We start from the raw sequence: 16,694 nt of genomic DNA, 5'->3' as shown, positions 1-16,694 counted from the left end.
CCATCCCGCCGAGGCTGAAGGCGAGCTCCTTCTTGCGCGCGGCGACCATGTCGCGCAGCTCGTGTTCGTCGGACGCGAAGGCGACTTCGGCGCCCTGGCAGATGTCGACGTCGGCGCGCGTGCGGCCCGCGGCGGTCAGCCCCTCGTCGAGGTGCGAGAAGTACGCCTCGCCGGCGCCCTCCGGTACGAAGCTGGTGCCCAGCCAGCCGTCGGCGATCCGACCGGTCAACCGCAGCATCGCCGGTGACAGCGCGGCCAGGTAGATCGGGATGGGGTGCTCGGGCCGGGTCGACAACCGCATCGGCACCCCTTCGCCGTCGGGCAACGGAATCTGAAACTGCTTGCCCGCGTACGAGATTTTGCCTCCGGCGCACACCTGCCGCACGATGTCGACGGTTTCGGCGATGCGCGCGAGCGGCCGGCTGAACGAGAGGCCGTGCAGGCCCTCGATCACCTGCGGACCCGACGCGCCCAGCCCGAGCAGGAACCGGCCGCCGGACAGGTTGGACAGCGTGATGGCGGTCTGGGCCACCATGACGGGCGAGCGCACTCCGACCTGCAGCACGCCCGAGCCCAGCAGGATCCGCCCGGTGCGGGCCGCGAGGTAGCCCAGCGCGGACGGCGCGTCCGACCCCCAGGCCTCGGCGACCCAGCACACGTCGAGGCCCAGCTTCTCCGCCTCGACGACGAAGTCCGCGGTTTCCCGGGCGGCGCTCGACAGCTCGACCGTCGTCGCGGTGCGCATCAGCGCACCCCGTGCTCGGCCAGTCTTTTGATCGCCGCGAGCGTCTTGCCGATCGCGGCCTCGAATTCGCGCATCCGCACGAAGACGATCTTCTGCTCCTTGTCGGGCATCGATTCGATGGCCACCGACAACCCCGAGCGCCCCGGGCCCATCTGCATCCAGTAGCTCAGCGCGGTGCCGCCATCGCGGGGCGTCAGCCGGAACCGCCACATCGCGGCGGGATGGTCGGGTTCACCGACGGCCCAGGCGAATTCGCGTGGCTCGTCGCACGCGACGATTTGCGACGTGGTGCTCCACCGCCCGAACGCGTCGTGCTCGTTGTGCCCGACGAACCGGGCGCCCACCCGCGGGGCGTCGGCGCCCTCGGCCCATTCCACGGCTTGCAGCTCGTTGCTGAGCGTCGGCATCAGCTTGATGTCGGAAACCAGGCCCCACACCCGCGACGGATCGGCATCGATCCACGTCGATGCCTCCACCGTCGGTTTGTCCGCGTAGCGCGCGCCGGTCCACTCCACGCAGCCCATTGTCCCCCGCGCGCAATGCCCGGCGCGCGGGGGACGTGGGCGACGCCTCAGGCCGCGACGGGCTCTGAGTCGGCCGGCCGGCCGGTGGGTTCTTTCCGCCGGATCGAGTCCGGGAAGGTCAGCCGAACGATCTTGCGGACGACGGTGCCGAACTGCCGCGGCAGCGGTCCGCGGTTGTAGGGGATGCCGTTGCGCTCGCAGATCTCCTGCACCTCGGGCGCGATCTCGGCGTAGCGGCGCGCGGGCATGTCCGGGAAGAGGTGGTGCTCGATCTGGTGGGACAGGTTGCCGGAGAGCAAGTGAAACAGCCTGCCGCCGGTCAGGTTTGCCGAACCGAGGACCTGGCGGAAGTACCACATGCCGCGAGACTCGTTCTGGGTCTCCTCGACCGTGAATTCCTGGGTGCCGTCCGGGAAGTGGCCACAGAAGATGATCATGTACGACCACACGTTGCGCATCAGGTTGGCGGACAGGTTGCCCGCGAAGACGAACGGCGCGAACGGCCCGGCCAGCAACGGGAAGGCCACGTAGTCCTTGAGCGTCTGCCGGCGGGTCTTCTTCCAGATCTGCCGCAGCACGTCGCGCTTGTCGGCGAGTTCGATCTCACCGGCGCGGATGCGCTCGGTTTCCAGCTCGTGCAGCGCGACGCCGTACTGGAACAGCACCATCAGCAGGAAGGCGTAGAGCGGGTTGCCCAGGAAGTAGGGCTGCCAACGCTGGTCCTCGCTCATCCGCAGGATGCCGTAGCCGATGTCGCGGTCCATCCCCACGATGTTGGTGTGGGTGTGATGCATGTAGTTGTGCGAGTGGCGCCATTGGTCCGCCGGGCACGCGGTGTCCCACTCGAAGGACCGCCCGGAGATCGTCGGGTCACGCATCCAGTCGTACTGGCCATGCATGATGTTGTGGCCGATCTCCATGTTGTCCAGGATTTTCGACAAGCCCAGCATCGTGGTGCCCAGCAGCCAGGCGGGCGGCAGGAACAGCAACGCACGCCCGCCGACTTCCAGCGCGCGCTGGGCCTTGATGACGCGGCGAATGTAGTCGGCGTCTTCCGCGCCCAGGCTGGCGATCACGCGCTCCCGGATGGCGTCCAGCTCGCGGCCGAACGCGTCAGCCTGTTCGGGGGTCAGGGTGATCTTGTTCTGTGTCATGGCTTTTCCTCCAATATGGTCACAGCGATAGACCGACGTCACCGACCGGGACGGACACACAGATCTGCACATCCTCGTCCGGAGCGGTCGAGACCGCGCCGGTGATCAGGTTGCGCACCGTGCCGGTGGTCTTGCGCCGGGTGCAGGTGTGGCAGATGCCCATCCGGCAGCCGTTTTCGGGTGACAGGCCGGCCGATTCGGCCTGTTCCAGCAGGGGGCGTCCGTCGTCGACGACGTCGACCCCGCTGTCGGCGAAGGTGATTCGTCCGCCCGACGGGTTGGCCGGCACCTCGAACGACGGCGGCACGAAGCTTTCGGTGTGGACGTTGTCGCAGTGGTCTCGCACGGACTCAACCAAAGGCTTTGGGCCGCAGACGAACACCGCGTCGGGTTCCGGCATCGCCGCTTGCAGGTGCGCCGCACCGAATCGACCGGTGAGGTCGCCGCCGTCGGCCCGGGTGTAGCCGTGCAGCACGCGAACGCCGGGCAGCGTCGCCAGCTCGTCGCGGTAGCACGCCTCGGCAGGGGTGCGGGCGTAGTGGATGAACGCGACCTCGCCCGGGTGGCCCTGGGCCACCAGGGTGCGCAGCATCGCCAGCACCGGGGTGATGCCGCTTCCGCCGGAGACGAACAGGATCCGCCGAGGTCTCTGGGATCCCCGCGCCGGCAGCACGAAGTCGCCGCCGACACCCGCCAGGCCGACCACCATGCCGCGGTGGGCGCGCTCGTAGAGGTAGTTGGACACCAGCCCGCCGTCGTGCCGACCGATCGTCAGCTCGAGGTTGGCGGCGCCTTCGGCGTTGGCCGGCGAGTAGCAGCGGGTGTGCCGGCGGCCGTCGATTTCCACGGCCAGGTTGACGTATTGGCCGGCCTTGACGGTCCAAGCGGACGTGAAGCTGTCGTTCGGGGCGAGCGTGAGGGTGACGCTGCGCGCGGTGGTGCGCCGCACGTCGATCACCTTGGCGCGGGCCTCGTCCAGCGTCCAGGTCGGCGCCACCAGCTCGGTGTACCGGTCGACGCCGTGCGGGCCGGTGAGGAGGTCGAGGAGGTCTGAACCCAAGACTCGCTTCCGAAGACTCCGGGCGAGGGCCCGACCAGAAGTCGTTTGAGTGAACATATGTATACCGTGGGGCCGCACCACCCGGTCGGTCAAGGCTTTACTGCTGGTCTGTGGTAGGGTTCACATAGTGAACAGCCGTACTCCTAGCTCACGGGTGCGCGGTTCTGGTCGCGAACGCTCACGCGAAAGCCGGTCTCGCGAGGAGCGCAAGGAGGCGACCCGGCGCGCCATCATCGCCGCGGCGCTCAAGTTGCTGCAGGATCGCAGCTTTTCCAGCCTGAGCCTGCGCGAGGTGACGCGGGAGGTCGGCATCGTCCCGGCGGCCTTCTACCGCCACTTCGAGTCGATGGAGGCCCTGGGCCTGGTTTTGATCGACGAGTCGTTCCGCAGCTTGCGCGACACCTTGCGCGACGCGCGGGCCGGCAAGCTAGACCCGAACCGGGTGATCGAGTCGTCCGTGGAAATCCTGGTCGCCAGCGTCGCACAGCGGCGGGAGCATTGGCGATTCATCGCGCGCGAGCGCAACAGCGGCCTGAGCGTGCTGCGCTACGCCATCCGCACCGAGATCCGGCTGATCACCTCCGAGTTGGCCACCGACCTCGCGCGCTTTCCGCGGCTGCACGAGTGGAGCACCGAGGACCTCAACGTGCTGGCGACCCTGTTCGTCAACGCGATGATCGTCATCGCCGAGGCCATCGAGGATGCCCAGAGCACCGAGGCGCTGGAAGACATTCGGCGGATCGCGGTCAAGCAGTTGCGGATGATCGCGATCGGCATCGCCGGCTGGAAGAGCAGCCCCTAGCGACGCGCGCCGCCCACGCGTGCAGTGAACAGTCGAACACTGGCGCCCTCACTCCGTCGTCCGGGTGAAGTCCGGCGCCCCGTTCTCGTCGACGACCTCATAGAGCGACTCGCCGTCTTCGGGCGCCCCGTCGATCTGGCCGCGATGAGCGCGCCCGGGCGGACCGTCGGCGACCGGGGCCGCCCCGTCGCCCAGCGAATCGGGAGAGACGTCCGGTTCCTCCTCGGCGAGCCGGGCATCAAGGGATTCGCCCTCGCGCTCTTCCCGCGCGGTCATGCCGAAGCGGTTGGCTTCGCTCCAGTCCTCGGGCGGGTCGACGACGATGTCGCCGTCGTCGTTGAGGACTTCGTCGGAATCGGTGCCTTCGCTCGCGTTCAGGGTGTCACCGGGCCCGCCTTCCTCGGGAAAGTCCGCGGGGTCGACTTCGCCCTGGGGGTTTTCGCTCATGCGGAAACGGTTGCCCGCCGAATTGGGGGGCTAAACGCTAGCGCGGCGAGCGCCACATCGCCCACATGGTCGGGCCGCCGTCGGGCAACACCAGCTCGCGGGTCACCGTGAAACCGAAACGTTCGTAGTACGGCACGTTTTCGGGCTTGCTCGACTCGAGGTAGGCCGGGCAACATTCGGCGTCGCAACGCTCCAGCCGCGACCGCATCAGCTCCTGGCCCAAACCCCTGCCACGGACCGAAGGGTCGCTCCCGATCGCGGCCAGATACCAGTGCGGCTCTTCGGGATGCGTGCGCTTCATCAGCTCCTGCACGCCGCGCGCCCTCGCGGCGCGCAGGCCGAACACCCGCAGGAACGTCGGGGTCATCGCGAGCTCGCCCAGGCGCGTCTCGCGCCACTGATTCGGCGGATCCCACAGCGCCGCCGCGCCGATGCCCGGGCCGTCGCAGGCCACCTCGACGCCGCCGCAGCGCAGATGGTGGTGGCGGGTCATCGTCGCGAACACCCGGTACAGGTTCGCCGTTCGCGCCCGCGCGTCGGGCAGCAGCCACGTCATCACCGGGTCGTCGTAAAACGCCCGGGCCAGCGTGCGGGACAGCTCGCGGACGTCGGCCTTCCGCGCCGGGCGCGCCTGGGGACTCACCCGAGTCAGGCTAGCCGCTGAGCGCGGGTGTCGTTGCCCAAGCGGCGGGTACTTCACTTTGGTGACCGGCGTCTCGCGTCGTGCGTTCGGGCGGATGGCCGCCGGTGCGGGCGTGCTCGGCGCCGCCGGGCTCCCCACCGCGTGCGGGCGTCCGGCGGACGACCACGCCACGCCCGCCGCGCCGCCGCCAGCGCGCAAGGGGGTCGGTGTGGTGCTCTCGCACGAGCAATTCCGCACCGATCAGCTGGTGGCGCACGCGCGGGCGGCCGAACAGGCCGGCTTTCAATACGCATGGGCCAGCGACCACATCCAACCGTGGCAGGACAACGAGGGCCATTCGATGTTTCCGTGGCTGACGCTGGCGCTGGTGGGCAACGCCACCAGCCGGCTCTCGTTCGGGACGGGCGTGACCTGCCCCACCTACCGCTACCACCCAGCCGTCGTGGCGCAGGCCTTTGCCTCCCTGGCGATCCTGTATCCCGGGCGGGTGTTCCTGGGGGTCGGCACCGGCGAACGGCTCAACGAACAGGCGACCACCAACGCCTTCGGCAAGTACGCCGAGCGTCACGACCGGCTGGTCGAGGCCATCGGCCTGATTCGCCAGTTGTGGAGTGGAACACGAACCTCGTTCGCGGGCCGCTACTTTCAGACCAACGCGTTGAAGCTCTACGACGCGCCGCCCACGCCGCCACCGATCTTCGTGGCCGCCAGCGGACCCAAGAGCGCAACGCTGGCCGGGCAATACGGCGACGGCTGGATCGGTCAGGCCCGCGACGTCACGAACCCCGCGCTGCTGGCCGCGTTCGGCGCCGGTGCGCGGGCCGCCGGCCGCGACGCGGAGACCCTGGGCAAGCGCGCCGAGTTGTTCGCGGTGGTCGGCGACAACGCCGAGGCCACCGCCGCCGCCGGCCTCTGGCGCTTCACCGCGGGCGCGGTCGACCAGCCGAATCCGGTGGAGATCGAGCGCGCCGCGCAGGTCAACCCCATCGACAAGGTGCTGGCCAACTGGACCGTGGGCACCGACCCCGCCCCGCACATCAAGACGGCGCAGGCGGTCCTCGACGCCGGCGCGGTGCCGTTTCTGCATTTCCCCCAAGGCAATCCGCTGACGGCCATCGAGTACTACGGCGCCAACGTCCTGCCTAAGTTGCGCTAGCCCGACGGTCGCGCGAATGCGATCGACGTTTTCCCCCAACCACATTCGAAGTCGTCAGAAGCGGACTCCCGGTTTCAACGGCCCGGCCCTGGGTATCCGCAGGCCACTTCGAGTGACAAGCCCGACTGGAAGGCAAGGCATGGACGCAATCACTTTTCTTCGCCACGATCACAAAAGCGTGCTCGGTTTGTTCGAGTCGCTCGACGGGGCGCCGTCGGGCTCGGGCGCCGAGGCGAGCGGCCTGGAAACCGTGGTGAACAATCTCGTCATCGCCGAGTCGCAGCACGAAGCCATTGAGGAGCAGTTCTTTTGGCCGGCGGTGCGCAAGGCGATCGGCGACGGGATCGTCGACAAGGCCATCGAACAGGAGCAGGCCGGCAAGAAGTTGTTGCAGCGGCTCGAGGACGGCAAGCCGGGCGAGCCGGACTATCGCGAAGCGCTGCAGGAGTTCATCAAGGCGGGGCGCGAACACATCGCCTACGAACAGGATGTGGTGTGGCCGCAGGTCGAGATGGCGATCGACCGGGAAGAGTTGGAGAAGATCGGCGAAAAGCTGGAGCAGGCAAAGAAAATCGCCCCGACCCGGCCCCACCCGGACACCCCGCCCCACCCGGCGGTGCTCAAGACGATGGGCATGGGCGCGGCGGTCGTGGACCACGTGCGCGACGCCTTGACCGGTCGCGCCGAGGACAACCCGCCGGACCCGCAGGTGAAATAGTTATTTCGAAGACCGGGCGTTGGATCCTCAGCGCCCGGTCTCCGTGTCTTCAATTAGCTTGTGGGCGTGTGCTGTTCGTGCGTGAACGGCTTCTCGGCGGTGATGGCGGGTGAACCCTGCGGGTTTTGCTGCGCACCCTGGTTCTGGCGCGTGCTGCCGCCCAGCCATTGCTGTTCGGGCTTTTCGACGTACTCCCACTCCATGCCCTTCGGCCACGGACCCTGACCCTGGTTCCACGGCCCCCGGATCGATTCGCCGCCACCATTGGACATGTTGAACGCGACGTTCTGGAAACGCGGGTCACCCGGCAACTGCCCCGGCGGGAAGTTGACCGGGAGCTCGTTGAGCGCCGCGGTGAACTGCTGGAAGTGCGTCACTTCCCGCGTCATCAGGAAGGTGAGCGTGTCCTGCACACCTGGATCGTCGGTGTACTGCTTCAGGTACTCGTAGACGATTTTCGCGCGGGACTCGGCGGCCAGGTTACTGCGCAGGTCCACCGTGGGGTCGCCGTTGGCGGTGACGTACGAGCCCATCCAGGGCACCCCCTGGGAGTTACTCACGTCCGGACCGCCACCGTTCAGCGCCAGATACAGCGGGTTGACCGCAGCTTGGTGAATGATCTGGTCGCGACCGTCCCCACTAGCCACCGCGGGCATCCAATCGCACTTCTCGTTGGCAATCTTCAGATTGTCGTTGAGGCCGTCGAGCAGCATCGTGATCATCGAGCCGACCATCTCGAGGTGGCTGAGTTCTTCGGTGGCGATGTCCATGAACAGGTCGTACATCTTGGGATTCTTGTCGCGCAGGACGAACGCCTGCGTGAAGTACTGCATGGCGGCCTTGAGTTCACCGTTGGCGCCACCGAACTGCTCCTGCAGCAGCGTCGCGAACCGCGGGTCGGGCCGGTCGACGCGGACCTCGAATTGAAGATCTTTGTTATGAACGAACATTGGGTCTCCTAGGCTTTTGACGAGAATGGCTCTGGTGTCGCCGGATACCCCCGGCCTTTGCGGACAAACGGTGCGCGGGTGACGGGTCCGGGCCGATCGTGGACAATCGCGTCTTATGGACTCTTCGAACCCGAACGCCGGGCATTCGCTCGCGGTGCGAATGGCCGAGCTTGCCCGCGACATCGCAGCGCCGCGAACGCTCGAAGATGTCCTCACCGACGTGACCGCCGCCGCCGTCGAGCTGATACCGGCCGCCGACGTCGCCGGGGTGCTGCTGATCAAGGGTGGCGGAGACTTCGAATCCGTCGCGGACACCGACGGCCTGGCCGCGGAGCTCGATCAGCTACAGCACGACTTCGATGAGGGCCCCTGCCACGACGCCGCCCTCAAACAAACCATCGTGCGCACCGACGACCTGCGTGACGAACCACGGTGGCCGCGCTACGCGCCGGCGGCCGTGGAACGCGGTGTGTTGAGCAGCCTTTCTTTCAAGCTGTACACCGCGGAACGTACCGCCGGCGCGCTGAACCTGTTCAGCTTCAAGGCCAACGTGTGGGACACCGAAGCCGAAACCATCGGCACGGTCTTCGCCGCGCACGCCGCCTCGGCGATCATGGCCGGGCGCCACGGGCAGCAGATGCAGTCGGCCCTGTCGACGCGGGACCGGATCGGCCAGGCCAAGGGCATCATCATGGAGCGCTACGGCGTGGACGAACTGCGCGCGTTCGACCTGCTGCGCCGCCTGTCCCAGGAGAGTCAGGTCAAGCTCATCGACATCGCGCAGGGCGTGATCGACACCCGCAGCGACGATTGATCTGCCGCCGGCGCCATCTACGATGGGGTGGCTTCATCGACTAGTCCGGCGCGACGTTGCGCCGGGGAACGGGTGGTCACCGTGTGGGACTTCGAAACGGACCCGGAATATCAGGCCAAGCTCGACTGGGTCGAGAAGTTCATGGTCGACGAGCTCGAACCGCTCGACCTGGTGGCGCTCGACCCCTATGACAAGCGCAACGCCGAGATGATGTCGATCCTGCGGCCGTTGCAGCAGCAGGTGAAGGACCAGGGGCTGTGGGCGGCGCACCTACGGCCGGAGCTTGGCGGGCAGGGCTTCGGTCAGGTCAAGCTCGCGCTGCTCAACGAGATTCTCGGCCGGTCCCGCTGGGCGCCGTCGGTGTTCGGCTGCCAGGCGCCGGATTCGGGCAACGCCGAGATCCTGGCGATGTTCGGCACCGACGAACAGAAGGCCCGCTACCTGCAGCCGCTGCTCGACGGCGACATCACCTCCTGCTACTCGATGACCGAACCCCAAGGTGGTTCCGACCCCGGACAATTCGTCACCGCCGCGACCCGCGACGGCGACTACTGGGTGATCAACGGCGAGAAGTGGTTCTCCACCAACGCCAAGCATGCGTCGTTCTTCATCGTCATGGCCGTCACCAACGCCGAAGCCCGCACCTACGACAAGATGTCGCTGTTCATCGTGCCGGCCGAGACACCGGGCATCGAGATCGTGCGCAACGTCGGCGTGGGCGCCGAGTCCTCGGCGCGGGCCAGCCATGGCTACGTCCGCTACACCGATGTCCGCGTGCCGGCCGACCACGTGCTCGGCGGTGAGGGGCAGGCGTTCATGATCGCGCAAACCCGCCTCGGCGGCGGCCGCATCCACCATGCGATGCGCACGATCGCGTTGGCGCGCGGCGCTTTTGACATGATGTGTGAGCGCGCGGTGTCGCGCAAGACGCGGCACGGGCGGCTGTCGGATTTCCAGATGACCCAGGAGAAGATCGCCGACAGCTGGATTCAGATCGAGCAGTTCCGGCTCCTGGTGTTACGCACGGCGTGGCTGATCGACAAGCACCACGACTACCAGAAGGTGCGCCGCGACATCGCGGCGGTGAAGGTAGCCATGCCCCAAGTCCTGCACGACGTCGTGCAGCGGGCCATGCACCTGCACGGCGCGCTCGGCGTCTCCGACGAGATGCCCTTCGTCAAGATGATGGTGGCCGCCGAATCACTGGGCATCGCCGACGGCGCCACCGAACTGCACAAGATGACGGTCGCGCGGCGGACGTTGCGTGAATACCAGCCCGTGACAACGCCATTCCCGTCGGCGCACATTCCCACCCGACGCGCGGAGGCGCAGGCCCGGCTGGCCGAGCGGCTGGAGCATTCCGTCGCGGAGTTCTAGCGTCGAGCCAAGTTTCAGGTGATGTAGCGGACGATGCTTTCGGCCACACATGCGGGCTTGGCCGAGCCCTCGATCTCCACCGTCGTCGACATGGTCGCCTGCACGGCGCCGTTTCCGACGTCGTCGAGGCTCACCAGCGATGTCTCCGCGCGCACCCGGGAGCCGACCGGCACCGGGGCGGGAAAGCGAACCTTGTTGAGGCCGTAGTTGATTGCCAACTTGATGCCGTTGACGGTGTAGATCTGGTGCTGTAGCCGCGGCAGCAGCGCCAGGGTCATGAAACCGTGGGCGATCGTCCCACCGAACGGGCCGGCGGCCGCGCGCTCGGGGTCGACGTGGATCCACTGGTGATCACCGGTCGCGTCGGCGAACAGGTTGACGTCCTCCTGGGTGATGGTCACCCAGTCGCTGTGCCCGATGGTTTCGCCGGTGGCGGCCGCGAGATCGGCTACCGATTCGAAGGTGCGCATTGAGTTTCTCCTTCACTCCGGGTGGTAACGATAGCGCGTGTTTCACCGCCGCCGGTGGGGGAATGCCTACCCGAACGCCTAAGCGGCAAGGAAGGTAGATATGTCAGACCACAAGGGCCACAAGACCGAGGACGACGTCGAGCCCGAGGCGCACGAGTCGCGGTCGCGGGACGCAGCCGGCGAGGACGACGGCTCGTACGTGGGGGCCGCCGGTTCCGACGACACCTTCGACGCCGGCGAGACGGGCGCCGAGGCGCGGAGCCAACAGGGCTAGCCGAGCGCGCCGATCGCGGCTTGCAGTTTGGCGGTGGCCTGGTCCGCCACGTCCTGCAGGGCCCCCGGCTCGGCGGTCACCTTGACCATGAGCTGGGGATCCATCGCCTCGACGAGAACCGAGCCGTCCGCGCTGTCGGGGTCGGTTCGCACCACGACGTTGCACGGCAGCAGCTGCCCGATCTGGCGATGGATGCCCAGGGCGCGATGCGCCAACGTCGGGTTGCACGCCCCCAGGATCAGGTAGTCCTCCATCTCCTCCCCGAGCTTCTGCTTCAGCGTGGCTTTGACGTCGATGGTGGTCAACACGCCGAAACCCTGCTCGGCGAGAGCGTCCGTCGTCCGTTTCACCGCGTCCTCGAACGAGGTGTGCAAAGTGGTGCTCAACCCGGTTGTCATTTTTCCTCCTCTGTCTGGTTCTGCTAGGCCGCGGCGCGTGGGCGTTGCAGCTGGCTGAATTGTGGAACCGCGGCGAGCGTGGCGACGGCGTCGAACAGAGCGACGGCCTCGTGCGCTTCGGGCAACGCGGTCAGGACGGGCCCGAAGTAGGCACGCCCGTCGATCCGCAGGATCGGGCTGCCGCCGGTCTCGCCGAGCGCATCCTGTCCGGCCTGGTGCCCACGCCGGACGAGTTCGTCCAGGGATCCGTCCGCCATGGCCCCGGCCGTGGCGTGGGTGACGCCGGCCGCGGTCAGCACGTGGGCGACCAGGTCTTCGCCGAGCGGCTCGGAGCGGTCGAAGTATCGCTCGCCGAAGGCGAAGTAGGCGGCGGTCCACCCGGCGGCGCCCCGTTCGCGGGCGACCGCGGCCATCAGCCGGCCCACTTCCAGCGAGTCGCGCATCCGGGCCTGGTGCGCGGGTGAGAGTTCGCGTCCCTCGTTCAGAACCGCCAGGCTCATCTGCTGCCAATCGACAACCATGCCGGTCTTCTCGGCGACGGCGCGCAGCCACCGGGCGGTGTTCCAGGAGAACGGGCACACCGGGTCCAGCCACAGCGTCACCTTCGAGCGACCATCGTCGGCGGGGTTCATCGCTTCACCCTTTCTTAGGCTCCGGACCGTCAGGCCAGGCTGAGGAACAGTTTTTCCAGCTCGTCGATCGACACGGCCGGCCCGTCGGTGCGACCATCCGCCGGCCGGGTGATGCAGTCGCGCAGGCCCGAGGCGATGATCTTGAAGCCGGCGCGGTCCAGCGCCCGCGACACCGCGGCCAGCTGGGTGACCACGTCTTTGCAGCTGCGGCCTTGTTCGATCATCCCGATCACCCCGCCGAGCTGACCGTGCGCGCGACGCAGCCGGGCGAGCACCGCGTCCATGTCGGCGGCATCGTGGCCGGCGACGCCGGCTTCAAGGTGTGAACCGCCGCGAACTTCGTTTGTCATGTCTCCTTCCTACCATACCCAGGGGGGTATATGCTAGATTGTGCGCAATACCCCCAGGGGTATGACAAGGTGGCCACCGCGGGCCCATGCCATGAAAGGAATCGTCGATGTCCACGTTTCTCAAGCGGGCTTGGGTGCCGCTCGTCGTCGTGGCGGCAGTCACCCTCGGCGGCATCGCCGTCGAGCGGTTGCGCGGCGTTTTCGGCTCCGACGCGATCTTCACCGCGACGGGCAGCAGCGCCGCACCGCTCGACCCGTCGCACGTCAAGCGGGTGACCTACGAGGTCTACGGCCCCAGCGGCACGTCGGGAACGGTGAGCTACTTGGACAAGAACGCGGACCCGCAACAGGTGGACTTCACCGGCCTGCCCTGGACCTTCACGGTCACGACGACCGTGCCCGCCGTGATCGCGAGCGTTGTGGCACAAGGCAATAGCGACGACATCGGCTGCCGCATCACCGTCAACGGGGAGATCAAGGACGAGCGGTCCTCGGCCGGGCGCCACGCCCAAACCTCCTGTCTGGTGAAAGCCGGATGAATACCGATAGCGACGCCCGGCCGAGATTCATGCGGTTCGTCCGCAGGTTCGCGTGGCCGATCATCATCGGCTGGCTGCTGCTCACCGTCGCCCTGAATGTGCTTGTGCCGCCGATCGAGTCGGTCGCGCGCAAGCACGCGGTGACGATGTCGCCCCAGGACGCGCCCGCGATGATCGCCGCCAAGCGCATGGGCGCAACGTTCCACGAGTCGGATTCCGACAGCATCGCGATGATCGTTCTGGAGAGCGATAAACAACTCGGCGACGAGGCGCACCGCTATTACGACGGCCTGGTGCAGAAACTACAGTCAGACCCCAAGCACGTGCAGCATGTCCAGAACGTGTGGGGCGACCCGCTTACCGCCGCAGGAGTCCAAAGCAAGGACGGCAAGGCCGCCTACGTCCAACTCAACCTGGCCGGCAACCAGGGCAGCACCCAGGGCAATGAATCCGTCGACGCCGTACGGAGAATCGTCGACAAGTCGGCGCCGCCCCAGGGGCTGAAGGTGTACGTGACCGGTCCGGCACCGCTGACGACCGACATGAACGAAGCCGCCGACAAGAGCATGTTCAAGATGATGGGCGTGACGGGGGTGGTCATCATGATCATGCTGTTCATCGCCTATCGATCCGTCAGCACGGTGCTGCTGGTCCTGGTCATGGTCGGCTTCGAAATGGGCACCGCCAGAGGGCTTGTCGCGCTTCTCGGCAACTACGAACTGTTGGGATTCTCGACGTTCGTCGTCGCCATGCTGTCCTCGCTGGCGATCGCGGCGGGCACCGACTACGCGATCTTTCTCATCGGGCGCTACCAGGAGGCGCGTCAAGCCGGTCAGGACCGAGAAACCGCCTACTACACCATGTTCCGCGGAACTTCCCACATCATCCTGGGCTCGGGTTTGACGATCGCGGGGGCCACCTTCTGCCTCCACTTGGCGCGCCTGTCCTATTTCAAGGCGCTGGGCATTCCGTCGGCGCTGGGCCTGCTGGTCGTGGTGGCCGGGGCAATGACCGCCGGGCCCGCCGTCGTCGCGGTGGCCACCCGGTTCGGACTGCTCGACCCGAGACGGATGATCAAGACCCGCGGGTGGCGGCGAATCGGCACCGCCAGCGTGCGCTGGCCCGGCGCGGTGTTCGCGGCCTCACTGGTCATCGCGATCGTCGGCATCCTCATCATGCCCAGCATGAAGGTCAGCTACAACGACCGCTTCTACATACCGCGCGGCCTGCCCTCGAACGTCGGATATGCCGCCGCGGAGCGCCATTTCAGCGCCGCCACCATGAATCCCGACATCCTGATGATCGAAAGCGATCATGACATGCGCAACAGCGGCGACATGATCATCCTGGACCGGATCGCCAAGAACGTCTTCAACTCACCCGGCATCGCGATGGTGCAGAGCATCACCCGGCCGTTGGGCGGTCCCATCGAGCACACGTCCATACCGTTCCAGATCAGTGCCCAGTCGATTCCGATCCGGCAGAACATCCAGTTCATGAAGGACCGCACCGACGACATGCTCAAGATGAGCGACGACCTGGGCGCCATGATCGCCTCGATGCGGCGGATGCAGGGCCTGCTCGGGCAGATGAGCGACGCGACCCACCGCATGACCGGCGATATGCACGAGATGCAAATCACGCTGGACGAGATGCGCGACCACCTAGCGGATTTCGACGATTTCGCCCGGCCGTTCCGCAGCTATCTGTATTGGGAACAGCATTGTTTCAACATCCCGGTGTGCTGGGCGTCGAGGTCGGTGTTCGAGGCGATCGACGGCGTCGACAAGTTCAGCGAGAACATGAGCACGCTGATCAAGGAGATGAACAACGTCGACGCGATCTTGCCCCAGATGCTCGCCGAGTTCCCGCCCATCATCGCCGTCGCCACCTCGATGCAGGGGACGCTGCTCACGATGCACAGCAGCTTCTCCGGCCTGGTCACACAGATCACCCAGATGACCGACACGGCGAGCGCGATGGGTCAGGCCTTCGACGCCTCGCGCAGCGGTGACTACTTCTATCTCCCGCCGGAAGCGTTCCAGAATCCCGACTTTCAGCGCGGTCTGAAGCTTTTCCTCTCGCCGGACGGCAAGGCCGCGCGCTTCATCATCACCCACGAGGCGGACCCGGCGACGCCCGCCGGCATCTCGGCGGTCATGCCGGAGCTGACGGCCGCACATCAAGCGGTGAAGGGGACCACCCTGACCGGAGCCAAGTTCTACCTCGCCGGCACGGCCGCCATCTATCGCGACATCCAGTCCGGCTCCCACTACGACCTGTTGATCGTCGGTCTCGCGGCGCTGACGCTGATCTTCGTCGTCATGCTGATCATCACGCGCGCTCTCGTCGCGGCAACCGTGATCGTCGGCACGGTGCTGCTGTCGTTGGGTGCCGCCTTCGGGCTCTCGGTGTTGGTGTGGCAGCACCTCTTCGGGCTGGAGTTGAACTGGATCGCGCCGGTGTTCGGGTTGATCATCCTGCTGGCCGTCGGTTCCGACTACAACCTGCTGCTGGTGTCGCGGTTCCAGGAGGAGATCGGCGCGGGGTTGAAAACCGGCATCATCCGCTCCATGGGCGAGACGGGCGGCGTGGTCACCTCGGCTGGCCTGGTCTTCGCCTTCACCATGATGTCGATGGTCGCCAGCGACCTACGTTCGATCGGTCAGGCCGGCAGCACGATCGGCCTCGGCCTGCTGTTCGACACGTTGATCGTGCGCTCGTTCATGACGCCGTCGATCGCGGCGCTGCTGGGCCGGTGGTTCTGGTGGCCGCTGCGCGTGCGGCCCCGCCCGGCCAGCTCCATGCTGCGGCCGTTCGGTCCGCGCAGCCTCGTTCGGTCCCTGCTACTGGGTGAGGCCGCCGATGCGCCCGCCCCCCGGCTCCACACGGCCGGGGTCTGACCACCGCGCAAGATGGGACTGTGCGGCTGCTGCTGATATCCGACACCCACGTCCCCAACCGCGCCCGCGACCTGCCCGCACGGGTATGGGCTGAAGTCGCCGCGGCCGACGTCGTCGTGCACGCGGGCGACTGGGTGGTGCCCGAACTGCTCGACGAACTCGCCGATCGGTCGGCCCGGCTCGTCGCCTGCTGGGGAAACAACGACGGCCCGGCGCTGCGGGCCCGGCTCCCGGAGCGCGCGGACGTCACGCTGGCCGGGGTGCGTTTCACGGTGGTGCACGAGACCGGCGCGGCAACCGGGCGAGAAAACAGGATGTCCCGGCTGTATCCCGACAGCCAGGTGCTGGTGTTCGGGCACAGCCACATCCCCTGGGACACCACCACCGCCACCGGATTGCGCCTGCTCAACCCGGGTTCGCCCACCGACCGCCGCCGGCAGCCGTTCTGCACCTACATGACCGCCCGCGTCGACGACGGCGCCCTGTCCGACGTGGTCCTGCATCGCCTCCCGACGTAGCGGGTACATACCTTCTGCACAGCTTGCGCACATAAATAGCTCGGCTACAGAGGTATTATGGAAAAAGTGAAGGCGAGTACTGATGTGGTCACCGACGTGTTTCGCGTCGTCGGCCGATTCCGCCGGCAACTGCGTCGGTCGGCCGGCCGCGGCGTTGACCGAGATCCCCGGTTGCCGGCCCACTAGCCACAACAGCTCGGACTGGGACTCGGTGAGCCGT

Annotated in this window: 20 protein-coding genes; 9 read left to right on the top strand and 11 right to left on the bottom strand. The window is 67.1% G+C overall.

What is annotated here, in order from left to right; all coding sequences use genetic code 11:
• The 4 genes from A5702_RS15455 to A5702_RS15440 all read right to left on the bottom strand — a co-directional run.
• A partial coding sequence (locus A5702_RS15455) for an LLM class flavin-dependent oxidoreductase (RefSeq protein ID WP_068221751.1) occupies positions 1–745 on the bottom strand: 745 nt, incomplete at its 3' end.
• Complete coding sequence (locus A5702_RS15450; protein WP_197281295.1) at positions 745–1,269, bottom strand: SRPBCC family protein; 525 nt, start codon at positions 1,267–1,269, stop codon at positions 745–747. The genes A5702_RS15455 and A5702_RS15450, both read right to left, overlap by 1 nt.
• 47 nt (positions 1,270–1,316) lie before the next feature.
• The gene (locus A5702_RS15445; RefSeq protein WP_068221749.1) at positions 1,317–2,423 is read right to left on the bottom strand and encodes an acyl-CoA desaturase; all 1,107 of its coding nucleotides are present in this window, start codon (positions 2,421–2,423) and stop codon (positions 1,317–1,319) included.
• Between the two features lie 19 nt (positions 2,424–2,442).
• A complete protein-coding gene (locus tag A5702_RS15440) occupies positions 2,443–3,540 on the bottom strand; it encodes a ferredoxin reductase (RefSeq protein WP_068221748.1) in 1,098 nt (365 codons plus the stop codon).
• Between the two features lie 97 nt (positions 3,541–3,637).
• Here A5702_RS15440 and A5702_RS15435 point away from each other — a divergent pair, with 97 nt between their 5' ends.
• Positions 3,638–4,285, top strand: a complete 648-nt coding sequence (locus A5702_RS15435; protein WP_197499824.1) for a TetR family transcriptional regulator — start codon at positions 3,638–3,640, stop codon at positions 4,283–4,285.
• 48 nt (positions 4,286–4,333) lie between these two features.
• On the opposite strand, the gene A5702_RS15430 is transcribed toward A5702_RS15435, so the two are convergent.
• Positions 4,334–4,732, bottom strand: a complete 399-nt coding sequence (locus tag A5702_RS15430) for a hypothetical protein (RefSeq protein ID WP_068221746.1) — start codon at positions 4,730–4,732, stop codon at positions 4,334–4,336.
• Positions 4,733–4,769: 37 nt separating this feature from the next.
• Positions 4,770–5,375 (bottom strand): GNAT family N-acetyltransferase, encoded by a 606-nt coding sequence (locus tag A5702_RS15425; protein WP_068221744.1) that lies wholly within the window; start codon positions 5,373–5,375, stop codon positions 4,770–4,772.
• A gap of 61 nt (positions 5,376–5,436) precedes the next feature.
• Here A5702_RS15425 and A5702_RS15420 point away from each other — a divergent pair, with 61 nt between their 5' ends.
• Positions 5,437–6,531, top strand: a complete 1,095-nt coding sequence (locus tag A5702_RS15420; RefSeq protein WP_068221742.1) for a F420-dependent hydroxymycolic acid dehydrogenase — start codon at positions 5,437–5,439, stop codon at positions 6,529–6,531.
• A 139-nt stretch (positions 6,532–6,670) separates the two neighbouring features.
• Positions 6,671–7,249 (top strand): hemerythrin domain-containing protein, encoded by a 579-nt coding sequence (locus tag A5702_RS15415; protein WP_068221740.1) that lies wholly within the window; start codon positions 6,671–6,673, stop codon positions 7,247–7,249.
• Between the two features lie 53 nt (positions 7,250–7,302).
• Here the strand turns inward: A5702_RS15415 and A5702_RS15410 are convergent, their stop codons facing one another.
• Complete coding sequence (locus tag A5702_RS15410; protein ID WP_055405276.1) at positions 7,303–8,199, bottom strand: manganese catalase family protein; 897 nt, start codon at positions 8,197–8,199, stop codon at positions 7,303–7,305.
• Positions 8,200–8,314: 115 nt separating this feature from the next.
• On the opposite strand from A5702_RS15410, the gene A5702_RS15405 reads away from it, so the two are divergent.
• Together A5702_RS15405 and A5702_RS15400 are read left to right on the top strand one after the other, a co-directional pair.
• Positions 8,315–9,013, top strand: coding sequence for a GAF and ANTAR domain-containing protein (locus tag A5702_RS15405; protein WP_067822540.1), 699 nt, complete (start codon positions 8,315–8,317; stop codon positions 9,011–9,013).
• 81 nt (positions 9,014–9,094) lie between these two features.
• Positions 9,095–10,390, top strand: a complete 1,296-nt coding sequence (locus tag A5702_RS15400) for an acyl-CoA dehydrogenase family protein (protein WP_068221753.1) — start codon at positions 9,095–9,097, stop codon at positions 10,388–10,390.
• A 14-nt stretch (positions 10,391–10,404) separates the two neighbouring features.
• Here the strand turns inward: A5702_RS15400 and A5702_RS15395 are convergent, their stop codons facing one another.
• A complete protein-coding gene (locus tag A5702_RS15395) occupies positions 10,405–10,860 on the bottom strand; it encodes a MaoC family dehydratase (protein WP_067822537.1) in 456 nt (151 codons plus the stop codon).
• Positions 10,861–10,960: 100 nt separating this feature from the next.
• On the opposite strand from A5702_RS15395, the gene A5702_RS26740 reads away from it, so the two are divergent.
• The gene (locus A5702_RS26740) at positions 10,961–11,134 is read left to right on the top strand and encodes a hypothetical protein (protein ID WP_197281327.1); all 174 of its coding nucleotides are present in this window, start codon (positions 10,961–10,963) and stop codon (positions 11,132–11,134) included.
• On the opposite strand, the gene A5702_RS15390 is transcribed toward A5702_RS26740, so the two are convergent.
• Genes A5702_RS15390 through A5702_RS15380 form a run of 3 tightly spaced genes read right to left on the bottom strand, consistent with a single transcriptional unit; the run spans position 11,131 to position 12,514 of the window.
• Positions 11,131–11,532 (bottom strand): DUF302 domain-containing protein, encoded by a 402-nt coding sequence (locus tag A5702_RS15390; RefSeq protein WP_055405279.1) that lies wholly within the window; start codon positions 11,530–11,532, stop codon positions 11,131–11,133. The two genes, A5702_RS26740 and A5702_RS15390, sit on opposite strands and share 4 nt — an antisense overlap.
• Before the next feature lie 23 nt (positions 11,533–11,555).
• On the bottom strand, positions 11,556–12,164 hold the full coding sequence (locus A5702_RS15385; protein WP_068221738.1) for a DsbA family protein: 609 nt from the start codon (positions 12,162–12,164) through the stop codon (positions 11,556–11,558).
• 29 nt (positions 12,165–12,193) lie between these two features.
• Positions 12,194–12,514 carry a metal-sensitive transcriptional regulator gene (locus A5702_RS15380; RefSeq protein WP_067822531.1) on the bottom strand — a complete coding sequence of 107 codons (321 nt, stop codon included), beginning with the start codon at positions 12,512–12,514 and terminating at the stop codon, positions 12,194–12,196.
• Between the two features lie 107 nt (positions 12,515–12,621).
• On the opposite strand from A5702_RS15380, the gene A5702_RS15375 reads away from it, so the two are divergent.
• The 3 genes from A5702_RS15375 to A5702_RS15365 are packed head-to-tail and all read left to right on the top strand — an operon-like array spanning position 12,622 to position 16,474.
• Positions 12,622–13,053 (top strand): MmpS family transport accessory protein, encoded by a 432-nt coding sequence (locus A5702_RS15375; protein WP_068221736.1) that lies wholly within the window; start codon positions 12,622–12,624, stop codon positions 13,051–13,053.
• Complete coding sequence (locus A5702_RS15370; protein ID WP_068221734.1) at positions 13,050–15,956, top strand: RND family transporter; 2,907 nt, start codon at positions 13,050–13,052, stop codon at positions 15,954–15,956. Before A5702_RS15375 ends, A5702_RS15370 begins: the two co-directional genes overlap by 4 nt.
• 20 nt (positions 15,957–15,976) lie before the next feature.
• Complete coding sequence (locus A5702_RS15365) at positions 15,977–16,474, top strand: metallophosphoesterase (RefSeq protein WP_068221733.1); 498 nt, start codon at positions 15,977–15,979, stop codon at positions 16,472–16,474.
• Positions 16,475–16,694: the final 220 nt, after the last annotated feature.

Source organism: Mycobacterium sp. E3339 (assembly GCF_001666915.1).
In the GTDB taxonomy this organism is placed as follows: Bacteria; Actinomycetota; Actinomycetes; order Mycobacteriales; family Mycobacteriaceae; genus Mycobacterium.
The sequence above is the reverse complement of the archived record's forward strand: the minus strand, read 5'-3'. Positions and strand labels throughout refer to the sequence as shown.

Bases quoted from the DNA above. Each gene is read 5' to 3' on its own strand.
- A5702_RS15450 (WP_197281295.1), bottom strand. From the start codon at position 1,269: ATGGGCTGCGTGGAGTGGACCGGCGCGCGCTACGCGGACAAACCGACG.
- A5702_RS15410 (WP_055405276.1), bottom strand. From the start codon at position 8,199: ATGTTCGTTCATAACAAAGATCTTCAATTCGAGGTCCGCGTCGACCGG.
- A5702_RS15395 (WP_067822537.1), bottom strand. From the start codon at position 10,860: ATGCGCACCTTCGAATCGGTAGCCGATCTCGCGGCCGCCACCGGCGAA.
- A5702_RS15415 (WP_068221740.1), top strand. From the start codon at position 6,671: ATGGACGCAATCACTTTTCTTCGCCACGATCACAAAAGCGTGCTCGGT.
- A5702_RS15370 (WP_068221734.1), top strand. From the start codon at position 13,050: ATGAATACCGATAGCGACGCCCGGCCGAGATTCATGCGGTTCGTCCGC.
- A5702_RS15430 (WP_068221746.1), bottom strand. From the start codon at position 4,732: ATGAGCGAAAACCCCCAGGGCGAAGTCGACCCCGCGGACTTTCCCGAG.
- A5702_RS15375 (WP_068221736.1), top strand. From the start codon at position 12,622: ATGTCCACGTTTCTCAAGCGGGCTTGGGTGCCGCTCGTCGTCGTGGCG.
- A5702_RS15440 (WP_068221748.1), bottom strand. From the start codon at position 3,540: ATGTTCACTCAAACGACTTCTGGTCGGGCCCTCGCCCGGAGTCTTCGG.
- A5702_RS15385 (WP_068221738.1), bottom strand. From the start codon at position 12,164: ATGAACCCCGCCGACGATGGTCGCTCGAAGGTGACGCTGTGGCTGGAC.
- A5702_RS15405 (WP_067822540.1), top strand. From the start codon at position 8,315: ATGGACTCTTCGAACCCGAACGCCGGGCATTCGCTCGCGGTGCGAATG.
- A5702_RS15380 (WP_067822531.1), bottom strand. From the start codon at position 12,514: ATGACAAACGAAGTTCGCGGCGGTTCACACCTTGAAGCCGGCGTCGCC.
- A5702_RS26740 (WP_197281327.1), top strand. From the start codon at position 10,961: ATGTCAGACCACAAGGGCCACAAGACCGAGGACGACGTCGAGCCCGAG.
- A5702_RS15390 (WP_055405279.1), bottom strand. From the start codon at position 11,532: ATGACAACCGGGTTGAGCACCACTTTGCACACCTCGTTCGAGGACGCG.
- A5702_RS15445 (WP_068221749.1), bottom strand. From the start codon at position 2,423: ATGACACAGAACAAGATCACCCTGACCCCCGAACAGGCTGACGCGTTC.